The sequence below is a fragment of the Nocardia sp. NPDC004278 genome, assembly GCF_053602975.1.
This window is the reverse complement of sequence record NZ_JBSGEQ010000023.1, coordinates 1-15,872: the sequence shown is the minus strand read 5'-3', so window position 1 is coordinate 15,872 and position 15,872 is coordinate 1. Positions and strand designations below refer to the sequence as shown.

The 15,872-nt window shown below is 66.6% G+C and carries 13 protein-coding genes; 12 read left to right on the top strand and 1 reads right to left on the bottom strand.

Features of this window, described 5'->3' with window-relative positions:
* The first annotated feature begins 95 nt into the window (after positions 1-95).
* The gene (locus ACWEO2_RS29485) at positions 96-3,548 is read left to right on the top strand and encodes a protein kinase domain-containing protein (RefSeq protein WP_452408308.1); all 3,453 of its coding nucleotides are present in this window, start codon (positions 96-98) and stop codon (positions 3,546-3,548) included.
* A 136-nt stretch (positions 3,549-3,684) separates the two neighbouring features.
* Here the strand turns inward: ACWEO2_RS29485 and ACWEO2_RS29480 are convergent, their stop codons facing one another.
* A complete protein-coding gene (locus ACWEO2_RS29480; RefSeq protein WP_354960333.1) occupies positions 3,685-4,146 on the bottom strand; it encodes a MarR family winged helix-turn-helix transcriptional regulator in 462 nt (153 codons plus the stop codon).
* A 99-nt stretch (positions 4,147-4,245) separates the two neighbouring features.
* Between ACWEO2_RS29480 and ACWEO2_RS29475 the strand changes: the two genes are divergently transcribed.
* The 11 genes from ACWEO2_RS29475 to ACWEO2_RS29425 all read left to right on the top strand — a co-directional run bounded on the left by ACWEO2_RS29475 (position 4,246) and on the right by ACWEO2_RS29425 (position 15,768).
* Positions 4,246-5,133, top strand: coding sequence for an SDR family oxidoreductase (locus tag ACWEO2_RS29475; RefSeq protein ID WP_452408307.1), 888 nt, complete (start codon positions 4,246-4,248; stop codon positions 5,131-5,133).
* Positions 5,134-5,313: 180 nt separating this feature from the next.
* Entirely contained in the window at positions 5,314-6,579 is a 1,266-nt protein-coding gene (locus ACWEO2_RS29470; RefSeq protein WP_452408306.1) for a glutamate-5-semialdehyde dehydrogenase, read from the top strand.
* Positions 6,580-6,664: 85 nt separating this feature from the next.
* A complete protein-coding gene (locus ACWEO2_RS29465) occupies positions 6,665-7,546 on the top strand; it encodes an AAA family ATPase (protein ID WP_354960336.1) in 882 nt (293 codons plus the stop codon).
* A gap of 2 nt (positions 7,547-7,548) precedes the next feature.
* Positions 7,549-8,973, top strand: a complete 1,425-nt coding sequence (locus ACWEO2_RS29460; RefSeq protein ID WP_452408305.1) for a vWA domain-containing protein — start codon at positions 7,549-7,551, stop codon at positions 8,971-8,973.
* Between the two features lie 8 nt (positions 8,974-8,981).
* On the top strand, positions 8,982-9,323 hold the full coding sequence (locus ACWEO2_RS29455) for an MmcQ/YjbR family DNA-binding protein (protein WP_452408304.1): 342 nt from the start codon (positions 8,982-8,984) through the stop codon (positions 9,321-9,323).
* A 54-nt stretch (positions 9,324-9,377) separates the two neighbouring features.
* On the top strand, positions 9,378-11,243 hold the full coding sequence (locus ACWEO2_RS29450) for an HSP90 family protein (protein WP_452408303.1): 1,866 nt from the start codon (positions 9,378-9,380) through the stop codon (positions 11,241-11,243).
* Between the two features lies 1 nt (position 11,244).
* Positions 11,245-13,209: a hypothetical protein gene (locus ACWEO2_RS29445; protein WP_452408302.1), complete on the top strand. Its 1,965-nt coding sequence runs from the start codon at positions 11,245-11,247 to the stop codon at positions 13,207-13,209.
* Positions 13,210-13,696: 487 nt separating this feature from the next.
* The gene (locus ACWEO2_RS29440) at positions 13,697-14,131 is read left to right on the top strand and encodes a roadblock/LC7 domain-containing protein (protein ID WP_354960341.1); all 435 of its coding nucleotides are present in this window, start codon (positions 13,697-13,699) and stop codon (positions 14,129-14,131) included.
* On the top strand, positions 14,121-14,921 hold the full coding sequence (locus ACWEO2_RS29435; protein WP_452408301.1) for a hypothetical protein: 801 nt from the start codon (positions 14,121-14,123) through the stop codon (positions 14,919-14,921). The genes ACWEO2_RS29440 and ACWEO2_RS29435 overlap by 11 nt, the downstream gene beginning before the upstream one ends.
* Entirely contained in the window at positions 14,918-15,367 is a 450-nt protein-coding gene (locus tag ACWEO2_RS29430; protein ID WP_355184011.1) for a roadblock/LC7 domain-containing protein, read from the top strand. Before ACWEO2_RS29435 ends, ACWEO2_RS29430 begins: the two co-directional genes overlap by 4 nt.
* A gap of 29 nt (positions 15,368-15,396) precedes the next feature.
* Positions 15,397-15,768 (top strand): hypothetical protein, encoded by a 372-nt coding sequence (locus ACWEO2_RS29425; protein ID WP_452408300.1) that lies wholly within the window; start codon positions 15,397-15,399, stop codon positions 15,766-15,768.
* The last annotated feature ends 104 nt before the right edge of the window (positions 15,769-15,872 follow it).

Genomic DNA, 15,872 nt, shown 5'->3' with positions numbered 1-15,872 from the left:
CTCGAGAGGTAAGTACATGAGACGGTCGGGGTGGCAGGCCGCCGCGAACGCGCGAATTTCGGGGAAGTCTGCGCTGATGATCGGTTGAGCGGTCGGTGTCCGAAGGCAATGCTGAGGGGACGCAACGCGACCTGACTTTCGGCATCGCAGCGGATCTGGCTGCGGCCGGGTTGGCTGATGCTCGAGAAATCGGCCGCGGCGCATTCGGCGTCGTGTACCGATGCACCGACTCCGCGCTCGATCGGGACGTGGCGGTCAAGGTTCTCGGCTCCACGGTCGACGATGAGGACCGGACCCGCTTCCGGCGCGAACAACGTGCGCTGGGGAAATTCTCGACCCACCCGAACATCGTCCAGGTGCTGACGACCGACGTCACCCCGACCGGACGGCCGTTCATCGTGATGCCGTTCCACCCCAGGGGTTCACTCGACGCCCGGATTCGCGCGGACGGACCGTTGTCGTGGCAGGAGGTACTTGCCGTTGGTGTGAAGCTGGCGGGCGCGCTGGCGACCGCGCACGCCTGCGGCGTCGTCCATCGCGACGTCAATCCCGCGAACGTGTTGATCAGCGACTACGGTGAACCGCAGCTGGCGGACTTCGGTATCGCACGCGTCGGCGGTGCGTTCGAGACAGCGGCCGGCGTCGTCGCGGGGACCCCGGCCTACATGGCTCCGGAGGTAATACGTGGCGAACCTCCGACGGTTCGCTCCGATATCTACGGGCTCGGCGCGACGCTGTTCGCGGCGCTCACCGGCCACGCCGCGTTCGAGCGCCAGGCGGGCGAGTCGATGATGGCGCAGTTCGTGCGCATCACCTCCGAACCCGTCCCCGATCTGCGATCCGCCGGTGTACCGGCAATGGTGTGCGCCGTCCTGGAGGCCGCCATGGCCATCGAACCCGCCGACCGGCCGGCCACCGCCCGGGAATTCGGCGAGCGGTTCCGCACCGTGCAGTTCTCCTGCGGGCTGCCGGTGGACACGATGCCTGCCCCGGAGCACGACGAACCCGTCGAAACCGTCTCCGTCGCGGGCAGGCAGCCGATCTCGCGGACGATGTCGACCGCCGCAACCGCGTTGCGGCCGCAATCGGCCCCGACGACCCGGTTCCGTCCACCGACGACACTGCGCCGGCTGGTCGATCGCCCGCGGTTGCTGGAGATCTTGCGGGAGGGACAATCCAGACGGCTGGTCCTCATTCATGGCCCGGCCGGTTTCGGCAAGAGCAGCCTGGCCGCACAGTGGGCGCACGCCCTTGAAGCGGACGGCGTCCGGGCCGCCTGGTTGGTGATCGCGGAGGACGACAACAATGTCGTGTGGTTCCTGAGCCACTTGGTCGAGGCGATTCGGCAGGTTCGCCCGACACTGGCGATCGAACTGACGCAGATTCTCGAGGAGCATTCTGCCAGCGCGGCGCAGCAGGTGATGACGGCCCTGATCAACGAGATCCACGACAGTGCGGAGCCCATTGCCGTCGTGATCGACGATTGGCACCAGGTGGACAGTCCGGCGACCCTCGCCGCGATGGAGTTCCTGCTCGACAACGGGTCCCACCACCTGCGATGGATTGTCACCAGCCGCACTCGCACCGGTCTTCCGTTGGGGCGCATGAGCGTTCAGGACGAACTGGTGGAAATCGACGAGACCGCACTGCGCTTCGATTCCGGGGAGACGACAGATTTCCTGGTCGGTGCGAAGAAATTGCACCTTTCCGACGCCGACGTCGACCGGCTGCGCGAGTCGACGGAGGGTTGGGTGGCGGCGCTGCAGCTCGCCTCACTGTCACTGCGCGGCAAGAAGGATCCCGGGGACTACCTGGACCAGATCACGGGGCAGCACTACGCCATCGGCGAATACTTGATGGAAAACGTCGTCGGCGAACTCGAACCGACGATGCTCGACTTCGTCATGCGGACCGCGGTCACCGACACCATCTGTGGAGATCTCGCGGAGGCGCTGACCGGAGTGCGGTCCGGGCAGGAACAGCTCGAGGAGGTGCGGCGCCGAGACCTGTTCCTGCGCGGCGTGGATGACGAGCTGCGGTGGTTCCGCTATCACGCGCTCTTCGCGGACTTCTTGCGCCGCAGAATGGTCCGCCAGCATCCCGGATTGCTCGAACAGCTCCATCTGACCGCGTCGACCTGGTTCGCCGAGCACGAAAGGCTCACCGAAGCCGTCGATCACGCACTCGCGGCCGGCGCTGCCGAGCAGGCGAAACAGCTGGTACAAGAACACGCCGACACGCTGATCGAAGATTCCCGCATGGCCACTTTCCTAGGGCTGGTGAAGAAGCTGCCCGGCGAGATCACCGTTGCCGATCCACGGCTGCAACTGTCGGTGGCCTGGGCCAATATCTCCCTCCAACGCCCTGCCGCCTCCCGAACCGCGCTGGATCGGGTGGACGCGGCACTGGCAACCGCCGCACCGGACGATACCGGAACCGCGGAGCTGCGCATCCAGGCTGATGTGACGCGAACCGCGGAATACCTTGTGACAGACCGGTTCAAGGATTTCCCGGATGCCGCCGTGGCATGGCTGCAGCAGCCGGTAAACCCGTTCCTCGCCAGCGTCGCGGCTACCACCGCGGAAGCGGCCGCCTACTATCGTTTCGACTTCGCGGGCGCCCGCCGCTGGCACGCATGGGCCGAGCCCTACCGGACCCGCATCAAAGGCCTGGCCGGCGTGGTGTACGGCGCGTGCATCGCCGGCCAAGCCGCTGCCGAACAACTCGACATCGCCGGAGCCGAGGAGCTGTTCTGCTCCGCGTTTGCCCTCGCGCGGAATTCCGGCAGCCATTCCCACGCGACCCGGCTTGCCAGCGGCCTGCTCGGCGAATTGCTTTATCAGAAAGGGAAATACGCCGAAGCCGCCCAGCTGCTGGCATCCAGTCACGGAATCGAGACCGGCGCCGTGGAATTCCTGGTCGCCACCTACGGGACCGATGCCAGGCTGGCGGCAGTGCGCGGCGACGTCGAGGCCGCACGACGACGGTTGGACGAGGGGCAAACGGTCGCGGAGCGCATCGCCCTGCCACGGCTGACCGCCCGCGTTTTGAACGAGCGGGTACGACTCGGTCTGCCGATCACCGACGAAGACCGGCACATGCTCGAGCACCTGCCCACGTACCAGCGGCAACCGAACCACCCACTCGCGGTCACCGCCGAACTCACCCACGAGTCGGCCATTCGTCTCCTACTCGCCCAACAGTCACCGGCCGCCGCCGAGCGCGCCGCTGCCGCCGCCGAACAGATCGTCGCCGAAATCCGCACCCAACCTCGCCCCCGCGCTCTTCTGCAGACTCAGTTGCTCTATGGCGGTTGCCTTTCCGTCGCCGGACGCACCGACCAGGCGATCGCCTGGTTGACTCCGGCCCTTTCTCGGTGCGCCGAACTCGGTCTCGTCCGGATGGCCGTGGACAGCGCTCCCGCGATCGGGCCGGTCGTGGAAACCCTGCTAGCTGGCCCCGAGGCACCTGGCCTGCCACCCCGGCTCTTCCTGCGACAGATCCTGAACGAGATCGATGGCATCAGTGAGCGGACACACCACGAATGAGGAAACTTCCGCGATCGTCGAACGCTGTTGCGGTGTCGGCTTTGTCATCATCTTCCGATGAAGCCGGTTCGCCCGGGTTCGATGTGGTTCGCTTACGTAGCGCGAGCTGATGGGGCGGGCTGCGGGGGATCGTTCGCTACGGTGATTCGGTATCTGCAGGTGTGGTCTGTGTCGAGGTGATCAGTCGGAGCAGCGTGTTCAGGTCGTGACGCTGGCGTGGGCTGAGTACATCGAGTGGGGGCACGTTGCTGAAGGCGAGGTCTTCCAGGGTTTGCCGTATGCGCTTGCCAGTGGCGGTCAAGGTGAGCAGACGTGCTCGCCGATCGGTTTGGTGCGGCTGCTTGCGAAGTAGGCCCTGAGACTCCAGACGGTCGACGGTTCCCGAGGTGTTGGACAGGTCGGCGCCCAATCGTGCCGACAGATCCTTGAGGGTGCGGGGGTCGGAGAGTTCACGCAGCACCTTCGCTTGCACCGGCGTCACGCCCGCCTGGGCTGTGGCTGCGGCGAAGTGGGCACGCACAAGCCCCACCGCCTGCTGAAGGGCTTGGACCAGTTCGGCGTTGCTGGGGTTCTCGGCGCCGGTTGGCTGCTGACTCATGTTTCTCACCGTAGCGGTCTCCGATAATTGGTGGTGGTTGACCACCATATTTCACTGTGATAGACATAGGGTCATTAAAATGGTGGTAAACCACCACTATTGGGTCTGTCGGCCCGGAACGCATCTGACTCGAGAGGAGCGCGCATGGACAAGCATTGCGTCGTTGTCACCGGAAGTACCCGCGGTCTTGGATTCGCTTTGGCTGATGCGTTTCTCGAGGCGGGCTGCGCGGTTGTGGTGTCGGGGCGAACCGAGAGTTCGGTCGGCGAATGCATCGAGAAGCTGCGCTCGACACACCCGAACGCAAGGGTCATGGGGGTCGCGGCCGACGTCGGCTGCCTCGCGGACGTCGAGGGCTTGTTCGAGGCCGCCACAGCCGCGTTCGGCCGCGTCGACCTGTGGATCAACAATGCCGGAATCGGCGGACACCCCGTGCCTCTGGTCGAACTGACGGCGACGGAGATAGCCGACGTCGTGGCGGCGAATCTCACCGGCACCATGAATGGCTGCATCGTCGCGCTTGCCGGAATGCAGAAGCAGCAGACAGCCGGTCAGATCTTCAACACCGAGGGTTTCGGAAGTAACGGCATGAAGCGCAACGGCATGGCGATCTACGGTGCCACCAAGCAGGCGATTCGCTATTTCACCCGGTCCGTCGTCAAAGAGGTCGCGGGCGGCCCGGTCCGCGTCGGCACCATCATCCCCGGGATCGTGGTCAGCGACATGCTGGCCGAGCAGTACCGGAGGGTCTCGCCCCGCAGACGCGGTCTCTACTCGGCTTTTGCTGATCTACCCGAGACCATCGCGGCAGACCTCGTTCCGCGGCTGCTCACGAACCAGGAACACGGCGCTGTCATTTCCTGGTTGTCACCGGCCGACATGGCCGGACGGGTGCTTCGACCCAAGTACAAGAAGCGCGGGCTGTTGGCGGCACTTGACGCTCCATCGGAAGACAGCGAGCGCGTCGGCAGCGGGGCCCCGGGCTGAAATGGTAACGACCTCAGTCCATTACGTGTCGGAATGAGGTCGTTGACTGCGATCGGCCCACCTGGTCGTACGGGCACGGTCACTCAGCGCCCATTGTTCTCTCGATTCTGCGGGTTCCCCCCGGATGCCGTGCGGGAATGGGTGCTGAGGCCACTTCAGCCGGTCAGTAGGCTGTCACCTATGACGGCAGGAACGACCACCGGGCAGGATATCCGCGAGACGGTGCACGACGCCGCACGCAAGGCTCGGGTCGCCGCACGTGCGCTCGCACAGCTGACCACGGCGCAGAAGAACGAGGCGCTGCACGCGGCCGCCGATGCGTTGCTCGCGGCGGCCGATACCGTGCTCGCGGCCAATGCCGAGGACATCGCGACGGCACAGGCGGCGGGCACCGAGGAGTCGCTGCTGGATCGGCTGCGGCTGACCAAGGCCCGCATCGACGGCATCGCCTCGGGATTGCGCCAGGTCGCCGGGCTGCCCGATCCGATCGGCGTGGTCGTGCGCGGGTCGACCCTGCCCAACGGGCTGGAGATCCGTCAGGTCCGGGTGCCGCTCGGTGTGGTCGGCATGGTCTACGAGGCCCGGCCGAATGTCACCGTCGATGCGTTCGGGCTGGCGCTCAAATCCGGGAATGCCGCACTGCTGCGCGGTTCCTCCTCGGCCGCGCAGTCCAATGCCGCGCTGGTCGAGGTGCTGCGGGAAGCGCTTGTCGCACAGGGCATCCCGGCCGATGCGGTGCAGCTGCTGCCCAGCCACGACCGGTCCAGCGTGACCCACCTGATCCAGGCCCGCGGCCTGGTCGATGTGGTGATTCCGCGCGGCGGCGCCGGGCTGATCAACGCCGTTGTCCGCGACGCGCAGGTGCCGACCATCGAGACCGGTACCGGCAACTGCCACGTCTACGTGCATGCGGCCGCCGATCTGGAGATGGCCGAGCAGATCCTCATCAATGCCAAGACCCGCCGTCCCAGCGTGTGCAACGCGGCCGAGACGGTGCTCATCGACGATGCGATCGCCACCACGGCCGTGCCCCGGCTGCTCGAGGCCCTCGAACGGCACGGCGTCACCGTGCACGGCGACCTGCCCGGCCTGGTGCCCGCCAACGATCAGGACTGGGGCGAGGAATACCTCACCCTCGACATTGCGCTCAAGGTGGTCGAGAACCTGGACGCGGCCGTTGAGCACATCAATACCTGGGGCACCGGCCACACCGAGGCCATCGTCACCGGCGACCTGGCCGCGGCCCGGGAATTCACCAGCCGCGTGGACGCCGCCGCCGTCATGGTCAACGCCTCCACCGCCTTCACCGACGGTGAGCAGTTCGGCTTCGGCGCCGAGATCGGCATTTCCACCCAGAAGCTGCACGCCCGCGGTCCGATGGCGCTGCCGGAACTGACCTCGACCAAGTGGATCGTCTGGGGTGACGGCCAGATCCGTCCGGTCTAGATTTCGTGCAGTGTAAGAACCGCTGAGCGCCTGCTTCGGACCCTCCCGTAGCGTGAAGGGTGGGTTTTCGAGGGAAGGACGCAAGGTGGCTACCGAAAGCGCAGTGCAGGAGCCGATCTTCACATCGGTCGACGATGTGATCGAACGGCTGGCCACGACCGGATACCTGGCCGATAAGGCGACCGCGACGTCGGTATTCCTTGCCGACCGGCTCGGCAAGCCGCTGCTCATCGAGGGTCCGGCCGGTGTCGGCAAGACCGAACTGGCCAGGGCGGTGGCGCAGACCGCCGGCGCGGAACTGGTGCGCCTGCAGTGCTACGAGGGCGTCGACGAGGCCCGCGCGCTCTACGAGTGGAACCACGCCAAGCAGATTCTGCGCATCCAGGCGTCCAGCGAAAACGACTGGGAAGAGACCAAGGCCGATGTCTTCACCGAGGAATTCCTGCTCTCCCGGCCGCTGCTGACCGCCATCCGGCGCGCCGATCCGACCGTGCTGCTCATCGACGAAACCGATAAGGCCGATGTCGAGATCGAGGGTCTGCTGCTCGAGGTGCTCAGCGATTTCGCGGTCACCGTGCCCGAGCTCGGCACGATAACCGCCAGCCGCAAGCCGTTCGTGGTGCTGACCTCCAATGCCACCCGCGAACTGTCCGAGGCGCTCAAGCGCCGCTGCCTCTACCTGCACCTGGACTTCCCGGACGAGGAACTCGAGCGCCGCATCCTGGCCAGTCGGGTGCCGGAACTGTCCGCCGCGGTCGCCGCCCAGCTGGTGCGGATCGTGCACGTGCTGCGCGGTATGCAGCTCAAGAAGCTGCCGAGTGTCGCCGAGTCGATCGACTGGGGACGCACCCTGCTCGCGCTCGGCATGCAGGATCTCGATGACACCACCGTGCGCGCCACCCTGGGTGTCGTGCTCAAACATCAGGCCGACCACCAGCGCGCGCTGGCCGAGCTGAAGCTGGCCTGACCATGGCGGCCGGATCGGTGCCCGCGACACCAACACTCAATGCGCCGCACGGGCTTTCGGGGCATCTCGTCGGTTTCGTCGAGGCGTTGCGGGCGCGCGGCATCGCGGTGGGTCCCTCCGAGACCGTGGACGCGGGCCGGGTGGTGTCGGTGCTGGATCTGATGGACCGCGAGGTGTTGCGCGAGGGTCTGGCCTGCGCACTGCTGCGCCGTACCACCCACCGCAGCACCTTCGACGGCCTGTTCGACCTGTGGTTCCCGGCCGCGCTCGGCGCGCGCAGCGGCACACCGGATGACATCGAGCTGCCACGCACGCCCAACGGTGAGATCGACATGCCCGCGCTGCGCGGATTGCTCGCAACGCTGCTGAGCCGCGAAGATTCGGCACAGCAGCTGGAAATGATCGCCGCGCAGTTGGTCGAACAGCTCGGTCAGTACGAGTCCTCGCGCGGTCCCTCCTTCTCGGCGTACCGCACCCTGCGGGAGGTGCAGCCGGAAATCCTGCTGGCCAGGATTCTGCAGGGCCTGGGCGCCGGACCGGACACCAGCGAATTCGACGCCGAGGTCGCCCGCCGGACCGGCCGGGCGCGCATTGCCGGATTCCGCGCCATCGTGGAGGCGGAAACCCACCGGCGGGTGGCCGAGAATATCGGCCGCGAACGCGTCGCCGGCTATGCCGTCGCGCGGCAGGCAGAGGATGTCGATTTCCTGCGTGCCTCGGAAACCGAGCTCGCGGAGATGCGGCGCAGCACCCAGCGCCTGGCCCGGATACTGGCGTCCCGACTGGCCGTGCGGCGCAGGCATGCGCGCCGTGGCGAGATCGATCTGCGCAAAACGCTGCGCAAATCCATGTCCACCGGCGGTGTGCCCATCGACCTGGTGAATCGCAAACCACGCCCGGGTCGTCCCGAGTTGGTCCTGCTCTGCGATGTGTCCGGTTCGGTGGCCGGATTCAGCAACTTCACGCTGTTGCTCGTCAACGCACTGCGCGAACAGTTTTCCCGGGTGCGCATTTTCGCGTTCGTGGACCGCACCGATGAGGTGACCCGGTTCTTCGATCCGAACACCCAGCTGGACAAGGCCATGGCACGCATCTTCACCGAGGGCAAAGTGGTCGGCCTGGACGGACACTCCGACTACGGCCATGCGCTCACCGGCTTCGCCACGAACTGGCCCGATGCCGTCACCGCCCGCAGTTCACTGCTGATCCTCGGCGATGCCCGCACCAACTACCGCGACCCGCAACTGGATACGCTGCGCCAACTGGTGCAGACCGCCAAACATGCGCATTGGCTCAATCCGGAGAAGGAAAGCAATTGGGGCTCAGGCGATTCCGCCGCCGATAGGTACCGCGACGTGATCGAGATGCACGAATGCCGCTCGGCCAAGCAGCTGACCGCGGTAGTGTCCCGGCTGCTGCCGGTGTAGGCGCGACAGTGCATGACGCGCGGCTGCTGAAGTACTGCTTGGCGAAACCCGGTGCCTGGCAAGACGAGCCGTGGGAGGGCGATATCGTCGCCAAGGTCGGCGACAAGATATTTGCCTTCCTTGGATCGACTTCGGTCGGGCTCAAGTGCGGGGGCAATCGGGAGGAGGCCGACGAGCTGGTGCGGATCTACCCGGACGACGTCTCGCCATCGGCCTACATCGGCCGCTACGGCTGGAATGTCATACAGCTCGGCGGTGCGGTGTCCGATGGCGAACTGCGTGAACTCGTCGATCAGTCCTACGACGCGATTGTCAGCAAACTCCCAAAGTCGAAGCGTCCGGGCTGTTAACACCATCAGCGTTCGTTAAGAGAACTGTTGGCGGCGCACACCAGGATTCGGTCCATGGTGAACAGCGCACCCGGTGGTGCACGGTCGGGGTCGGACCGCATTGGTGATGGGAATTATTCGTTTCAGGTCGATCTGCGTGGCATCGTCGATCTCCTATCGCATCACTTGTATTCCAGTCCTCGGGTGTACATCCGGGAGCTGTTGCAGAACGCGGTCGATGCCGTCACTGCGCGTGCCCAGCTCGATGCCTTGGCGCCCACCGCGATTCGCCTGGTCATCGACGAATCCGGATTGCGGATAACTGATCCGGGCATCGGTCTGACCGAGGCGGATGTGCATCGGTTCCTCGCCACCATCGGGCATTCGTCCAAGCGCGACGATATCGAGGGCGCGCGCCGAGAGTTCCTCGGGCAGTTCGGCATCGGGCTGCTGGCCTGCTTCACTGTCGCCGAAACCATCCGAGTGGTCACCCGTTCGGCCGTCGATCCGACCGCCGCGCCCGTCGAATGGCTGGCCGCCGCCGACGGCACCTATGCACTGCGTCGACTCGATCCCGGGGACCGTCGAGAACCCGGCACCACAGTGCATCTCACGCCACGAGCCGGTGCGCAGGCATGGTTCACCCCCGGACGGGTGCTCGACCTGGTCCGTGAATACGGTTCGCTGCTGCCCTACGAGGTGACGGTCGAGGCGAACGGCGTCGGACTGCGCGCGACGGATGGACCGCCGGTGTGGCGGCGCAGCTATGCGTCCCCGGCGCAGCGACGGGCGGCACTGTTCGAATACGGCGAGCGCACACTCGGATTCACCCCGCTGGATGTGATCGACCTCGATGCCGAACCGGCCGGAGTCAGCGGCGTCGCCTTTGTACTGTCGCAGCCGGGCAATCCGGCCGATCCCAGCGCACACCGGGTCTATCTCAAGGGCATGCTGCTCGGTGATGCGGTGCGCGGACTGCTGCCGGACTGGGCCTTCTTCGTGCGCTGTGTGATCGATACCGACAGCTTGCGCCCGACCGCCTCGCGCGAGGGACTCTACGAAGACGAACGCCTCGCCATCATCCGCGACACCCTCGGGGATCGAATTCGCGACTGGCTCACCGAAATCGCCGCCGAACAGCCCGAGCGGCTGGCCGCGTTTCTGTCCGTGCACGCGCTCGGCGTCAAGGCAATGGCCAGGCACTCCCCGGACATGCTGCGGATCATGGTGCCGCACTTGCTGTTCGAGACGACCGATGGCCGGGTCCCGCTGACCGAATTCGCCCGCAACCATCCCGCGGTGCGGGTGACGGCAACGGTGGAGGAGTTCCGTCAGGTGGCCGCCATCGCGGCCGCACAGGGCATCGGGGTAGTCAACGGCGGCTACACCTACGATGCCGAACTCGTCGCCCTGCTGCCCGCGATACTGCCCGATGTCACGGTCACCGAACTGGACGCGGCCGCCGTCACCAACGCCCTCGACCTGGTGGATCCGCAAGACGAACTGGCGCTGGCCCCGGTGCTCGCCGCCGCCCGCACGGCCCTGGATCCGCTGTCCTGCGATGTGATTCTGCGTGCGTTCCACCCGGTTTCGGTGCCCGCCCTGCATCTGGACAGTCGCGGCGCGCGCAATGAACGAACCCGGGTCGAGACCACTGTCGGCGCCGACGAACTCTGGACCGAAATCCTCGGCGCACTGGAAGCGAGCGCACCCCGCGCGCAGCTGGTGTTGAACCACCACAGTCCGGTGGTGCGCAGGCTGAGCCACATCGGTGATCCCGCCTTCCTGAAGACGGCCATCGAATCCCTCTATGGCCAGGCGTTACTGATGACACACCGGCCGCTGCGACCGGCCGATACCGCGCTGCTCAATCGCGCGTTCGGCGAATTCCTCACCTGGGCGACCGGGCACGCGGCGGGCGAGACCGCGGAGGAGGCCTGAGATGGAGACCTCCGAGATCCAGGCGGCGCTGGCGCAGAGCCGTTCGCTGCCGCACGGGCGCGCCCGCACCGAGCGCCTGGAAACCCTTGCCGCCGCGGCGAAGTCGGGTCCGGACCGGGCACTGGAGGGCAGTGTCCTTTTGGAGCTGGCCAAGGCGTATGCGTATGCGGGCGAACGAGATCTGGCTCCGGTCGCCTATGGCCGGCTGCTGCGGATCTACGACGACTTCCCCGCCGAACTCGGCGGGATGACGCATTCGGTGCACTGGTATCTGAAATGGCTGACCTGGGGCCTGATCGACAATCCCGCCGTACCGCTGCGCACCACCTACCGCTGGCTCGACGAACTCGAAAGTCGCTATCGGCAGCGGGGATACAGTGCTCGTCCGGTGCTCGCGCTGCGCTCGGACCTGGCCCGCGAACTCGGTGACCACGACGCGGCCGCGGATCTGCTCGACGCGGCCCGCGCGGCAGCGCGCGACAGCATGTCCGACTGCGATGCCTGTGAACGCAACCAGTGGGGCACCAACTATGCGCAGGCCGGTGACTTCGCGGCCGCACTCGAGTGCTGGTACCCGGTCATCGATGGAACGCGCAGCTGCGCCGAGGAACCGCACCGGGTGCTCGGGCACGCCTTGCTGCCGATGATGCGCACCGGTCGCATCGCCGAAGCGCGCAGTGCGCATTTGACGGGTTATCCCCTGGTACGCCATATTCCGGATCTGCGTCGCTCGGTGGGTGAGCACATCGAATTCTGCGCATTGACCGGGAACGAAGCGCGCGGTCTGGAGATCCTGTCCGAACATACGGCGTGGCTGACCGATGCGGGAGCGGACGCCGCGATTCGGCTCGCCTTCATATCGGGTGTCGGTGTGCTGTTGCGGCGGCTGACGGAGCTGGATCTCGGCGCGCTCGAAATCGGCGCGGGCACAGTCGATTCGGTGCACGCCGACCTCAGCGTCGAAATCGGCGAGCTCGCCGCACGTTACGACGCCCGCAATGGCAATTCCGTAGTCAGCGATCGGATCGCGGCCCGCCTCGCGCAGCGGCAGTTGGTCGAGCACCTTCCGCTCGGTGTGCGCAACACCTTGCCGCGCCAGGTCGCCGCCGTGGCACCGGCTGTCACCGCGAGTTCCGAGGAGCAAGCCGAGGACGCACGACAGCTGGCCGAACTGGCCGCGGTACGACTGGTGGACTATCCACAGGACGCCGAACAGTATCTGCGCCGAGCACTCTCGATCGGCGCGACCGCACTACCCGCCGAACACCTCGCGCGACTGAGCTCCCAACTGGTCATGGCGCTGTCCGGGCAGCGGGGCCGCGAATACGAACTCGCCGACGCGGCACTCACTGCCGCGGCCCGCTGGGAACCGATCTCGCCCGCGGACGCGATACACCTCACCTTCGTCGCCGCGCGTGCGCTGCACCGGGCCGGACGGCACGGTGAGGCGGCCGCACTGTTCGAACAGCCACTCGCGGCCGGCGAGATGCCCTATCCCCCAGCCGAAATGGCGCTCGTGCGCCGCCAATACGGCGAATCACTGCGCAAGCTCAACCGATTCCGTGATGCCGCACAGCAATTCGTCGAGGGCGCCCGGCTGGTCCACAATGATCCCGACCGCGTCGAACTCGAAGCCGAGCTGGCCTGGTCGGCAGCCTCGGTGCTGGACTACTGCGGCGAGGACGAACAGGCGGTCGCCGCCTTCCTGCGCGCCGCGCACCTGTGGGGCAGCCTCGGTCGCATCGCCCCCCGAGCCAAATGCCTGCGCTCGGCGGCCTGGCTACAGCTCTACGGCAGCGGTTCGGAACCCGACCGGCCATGGCTGGCGACGATGCGCGAACTACTCACGGAGCTGGAAGAACTGGCCGAAAAGGACCCGTCGAGCGAGGTAGCCACCGAACTCCTCAACACCCGCAGCCAGCTGGCCGATATGGAGCACGACGAAGTCGAGGTACCGGACGAGTGACCATCAACGACTTCCGGGGTCATTGATCGAGATCCCTGACGACCTCGAGGGTGCGGGTACTCCTCGCCCCAGTCCTGATCGTTGGTGGGTAGCAGGCCGTAGTGTGTCGGTCCCGAAATTTGGGCCCGACACACTATTTGGGACCGACACACTAGCTAGTAGGACTCTGTTCGGGTCGGCGTGTCGGGCTCGAGTTCCGGTGCCGATCTCAAAACCAGGCCGCGGTGGATAGTGAGCTGGCGCATGCGGATGAGTTGCTGGATTCGCTTGCAGGGTAACGGGGTTATCCGTGTGCGGCTGCCGTGTCCGTGCCATCAGGTACTGCATCGCATCCGGCGTCGTATCGCAGGTCCGTTCCGACAACGGCCAGCAGTTCTTGTCCAGCGGCTCCGGCCCCAATCTCCGCCTGCCGCAGGGGAGATGCATTTTTTAGTACGATTTTCCGGTTTTTTCTGTACACCGGTAGGCACGGTGTGTAGCGTCTGGTTTGCTGAAATCATCCCACGACAGGCAGGCAGGCCAGAGCACGGTGACCGATATCGACGGCTGTCTGCAACGTGTCATGGAGATTCCCGGTGCGCGCAGCGTGACGTTGGTGGACGGAGCGAGTGGTCTGGCGATCGCCGCGGCAGGTCGGCACGATCTGGTGGACCAGCATGAGGCCGCCGCCACCACCACCGATGTGGTCCGCGAGGTGCTCGGCTGCACAGCGTTGGCGACCGGCCGCGACGGTGACGACGTCACCGAGATCATCGTCTGCGGAACCCGCGCATATCACCTGTTGAATCTGGTGAACGGCGACTTCGACGGTCGGCTTTTCATGCACGTTGTGCTCGACGACGACACCGGGAATCTTGCGATGGCGCGGTTCCAACTCCGGGGAATTCTGCGCGAATTGACTGAGGACGGTCATGAGCGTTGAGCTCGCGATCGAACTGCAACGGCTCGAAAAGGAAAGGCGTACCGGCATGTTGCGCGCGGGCGACGGCGCGTTTCATCTGACCGAGGGCACGATCGCATCCGTCGACTGCGGCCGTACGACTGGGCTGGACCGGCTTGTCGTGGAGGCGGGTGTGGCAACCACGGAGGACTGGCGGCGGGCCGCAGACGGAAATCCCGGCGATGTGCTGGGACGGCCAGGGCTGGAAACTCTGGTTTTGCTGTCGGTGTTCGATGCCGCCTACTTTCTGCTGGCCTCGCCCGCCGTCCCCGAATTCCAGCCCGCGCCGCCGCACTGGCTCGCCCCGGTCTGCCAGATCACGCCGCGCGCGCTCGTTCACGAGTGCGCGCGGCGCGGCGATCCGGAGTCTGGGCCGTGGCCTGCGACGTTGGTCGACCGTGCCCCCGTCGTGCCGGTCCGCCGCGTGCGGCGACGGCGCGTAGTGCTCACCGGCGGCCAGGCCGAGGTGCTGGCCGCCGCTGACACCCGGCGCAGCATCACCGGGATCGCACGCGAGCTCGGCCGCACCACTTATGGCTGTCTGAAGGCAGTGCGGGACCTGACCGTGGCAGGGCTGATCGAGCCGGCCGTCGCGGCACCCACTCCGGCCGAGACAGCCGAGCCGGTGGCGGCCGCTCGCGAAGTCGCCGAGTCCGAGCCGCTACCTCGACGCCGGACGCGGCGGGCCGAGCCGGCTTCCGAACCGAAATGGGAGCCAGTTGATGAGGCCCTGCTCCTCCGTCTGCGGGCAGCTTTGGCGGAGCTCGAGTGACCGCGCGGAGGAAACTGCTCGGTCACGCACTGATGGGAAGGTTGACCAAGGTGGCGGTGTCCGGACCCGAACCGAACGCGGTGGTGCTGGCAGAGCTGAAGGCAATGCACGATCGCATCCCGCACCTGACCGGCACGCTGGTGGCATCCATCGACGGGCTGCTCATCGCCCACGATCTGCCCGCGCACATCGAGCCCTCCGGCATGGCCGCGCTGGCCGCTTCGCAGCTGGCGCTGTCGCACCGGATGGCCACCACCGCGCACGATGGCGGGTTCCATGACGTCGTGGTGCGCGGCACCGGCGGGTACGTGGTGGTCTACGCGGCGAGCTGGGCCTCGCTGACCGTGCTGGCGGGCCCTGAGGTGAACGTCGGCCGGCTCCATCTGGAGTCGCGCCCGGTGGCGCGCCGGATCGCCGACCAGCTGACGGCCCCTGGAAAAGACTAGGCAACCAACATCGATCGAAAGGAACAGATATGTCCAACATGGATCTGGCGCTGAAAGAGATGATGACGATCGACGGCGCGATCGGAGCCGCCGTCGTCGACTACGACAGCGGCATGGCGCTCGGGATGCTCGGCAGCTCCAAGGCCCTGGACCTCCAGGTCGCCGCCGCGGGCAACACCGAGGTGGTGCGCGCCAAGCTGCGCACCATGGAGCAGTTGGGGCTCAACGAGGCCATCGAGGACATCCTCATCACGTTGTCGGGCCAATACCACATCATCCGACCGATGACCGGCCGTAAGTCCCAAGGCCTGTTCCTCTACCTCGCCCTGGACCGGGGCCGGGCGAACCTCGCGCTAGCCCGGCACCGCCTCAAGGGCATCGAGGGGGACCTGGAGGTGTGATCCGCTCGCTAGCGGAGCGCTGACCGTCGGGGGGGGGGGGGGCGCGGGCGGGGCGGCGCGCCCCCGGCGGTCGACCGGCCCCGGCGGGGGCACAGACAGCACCG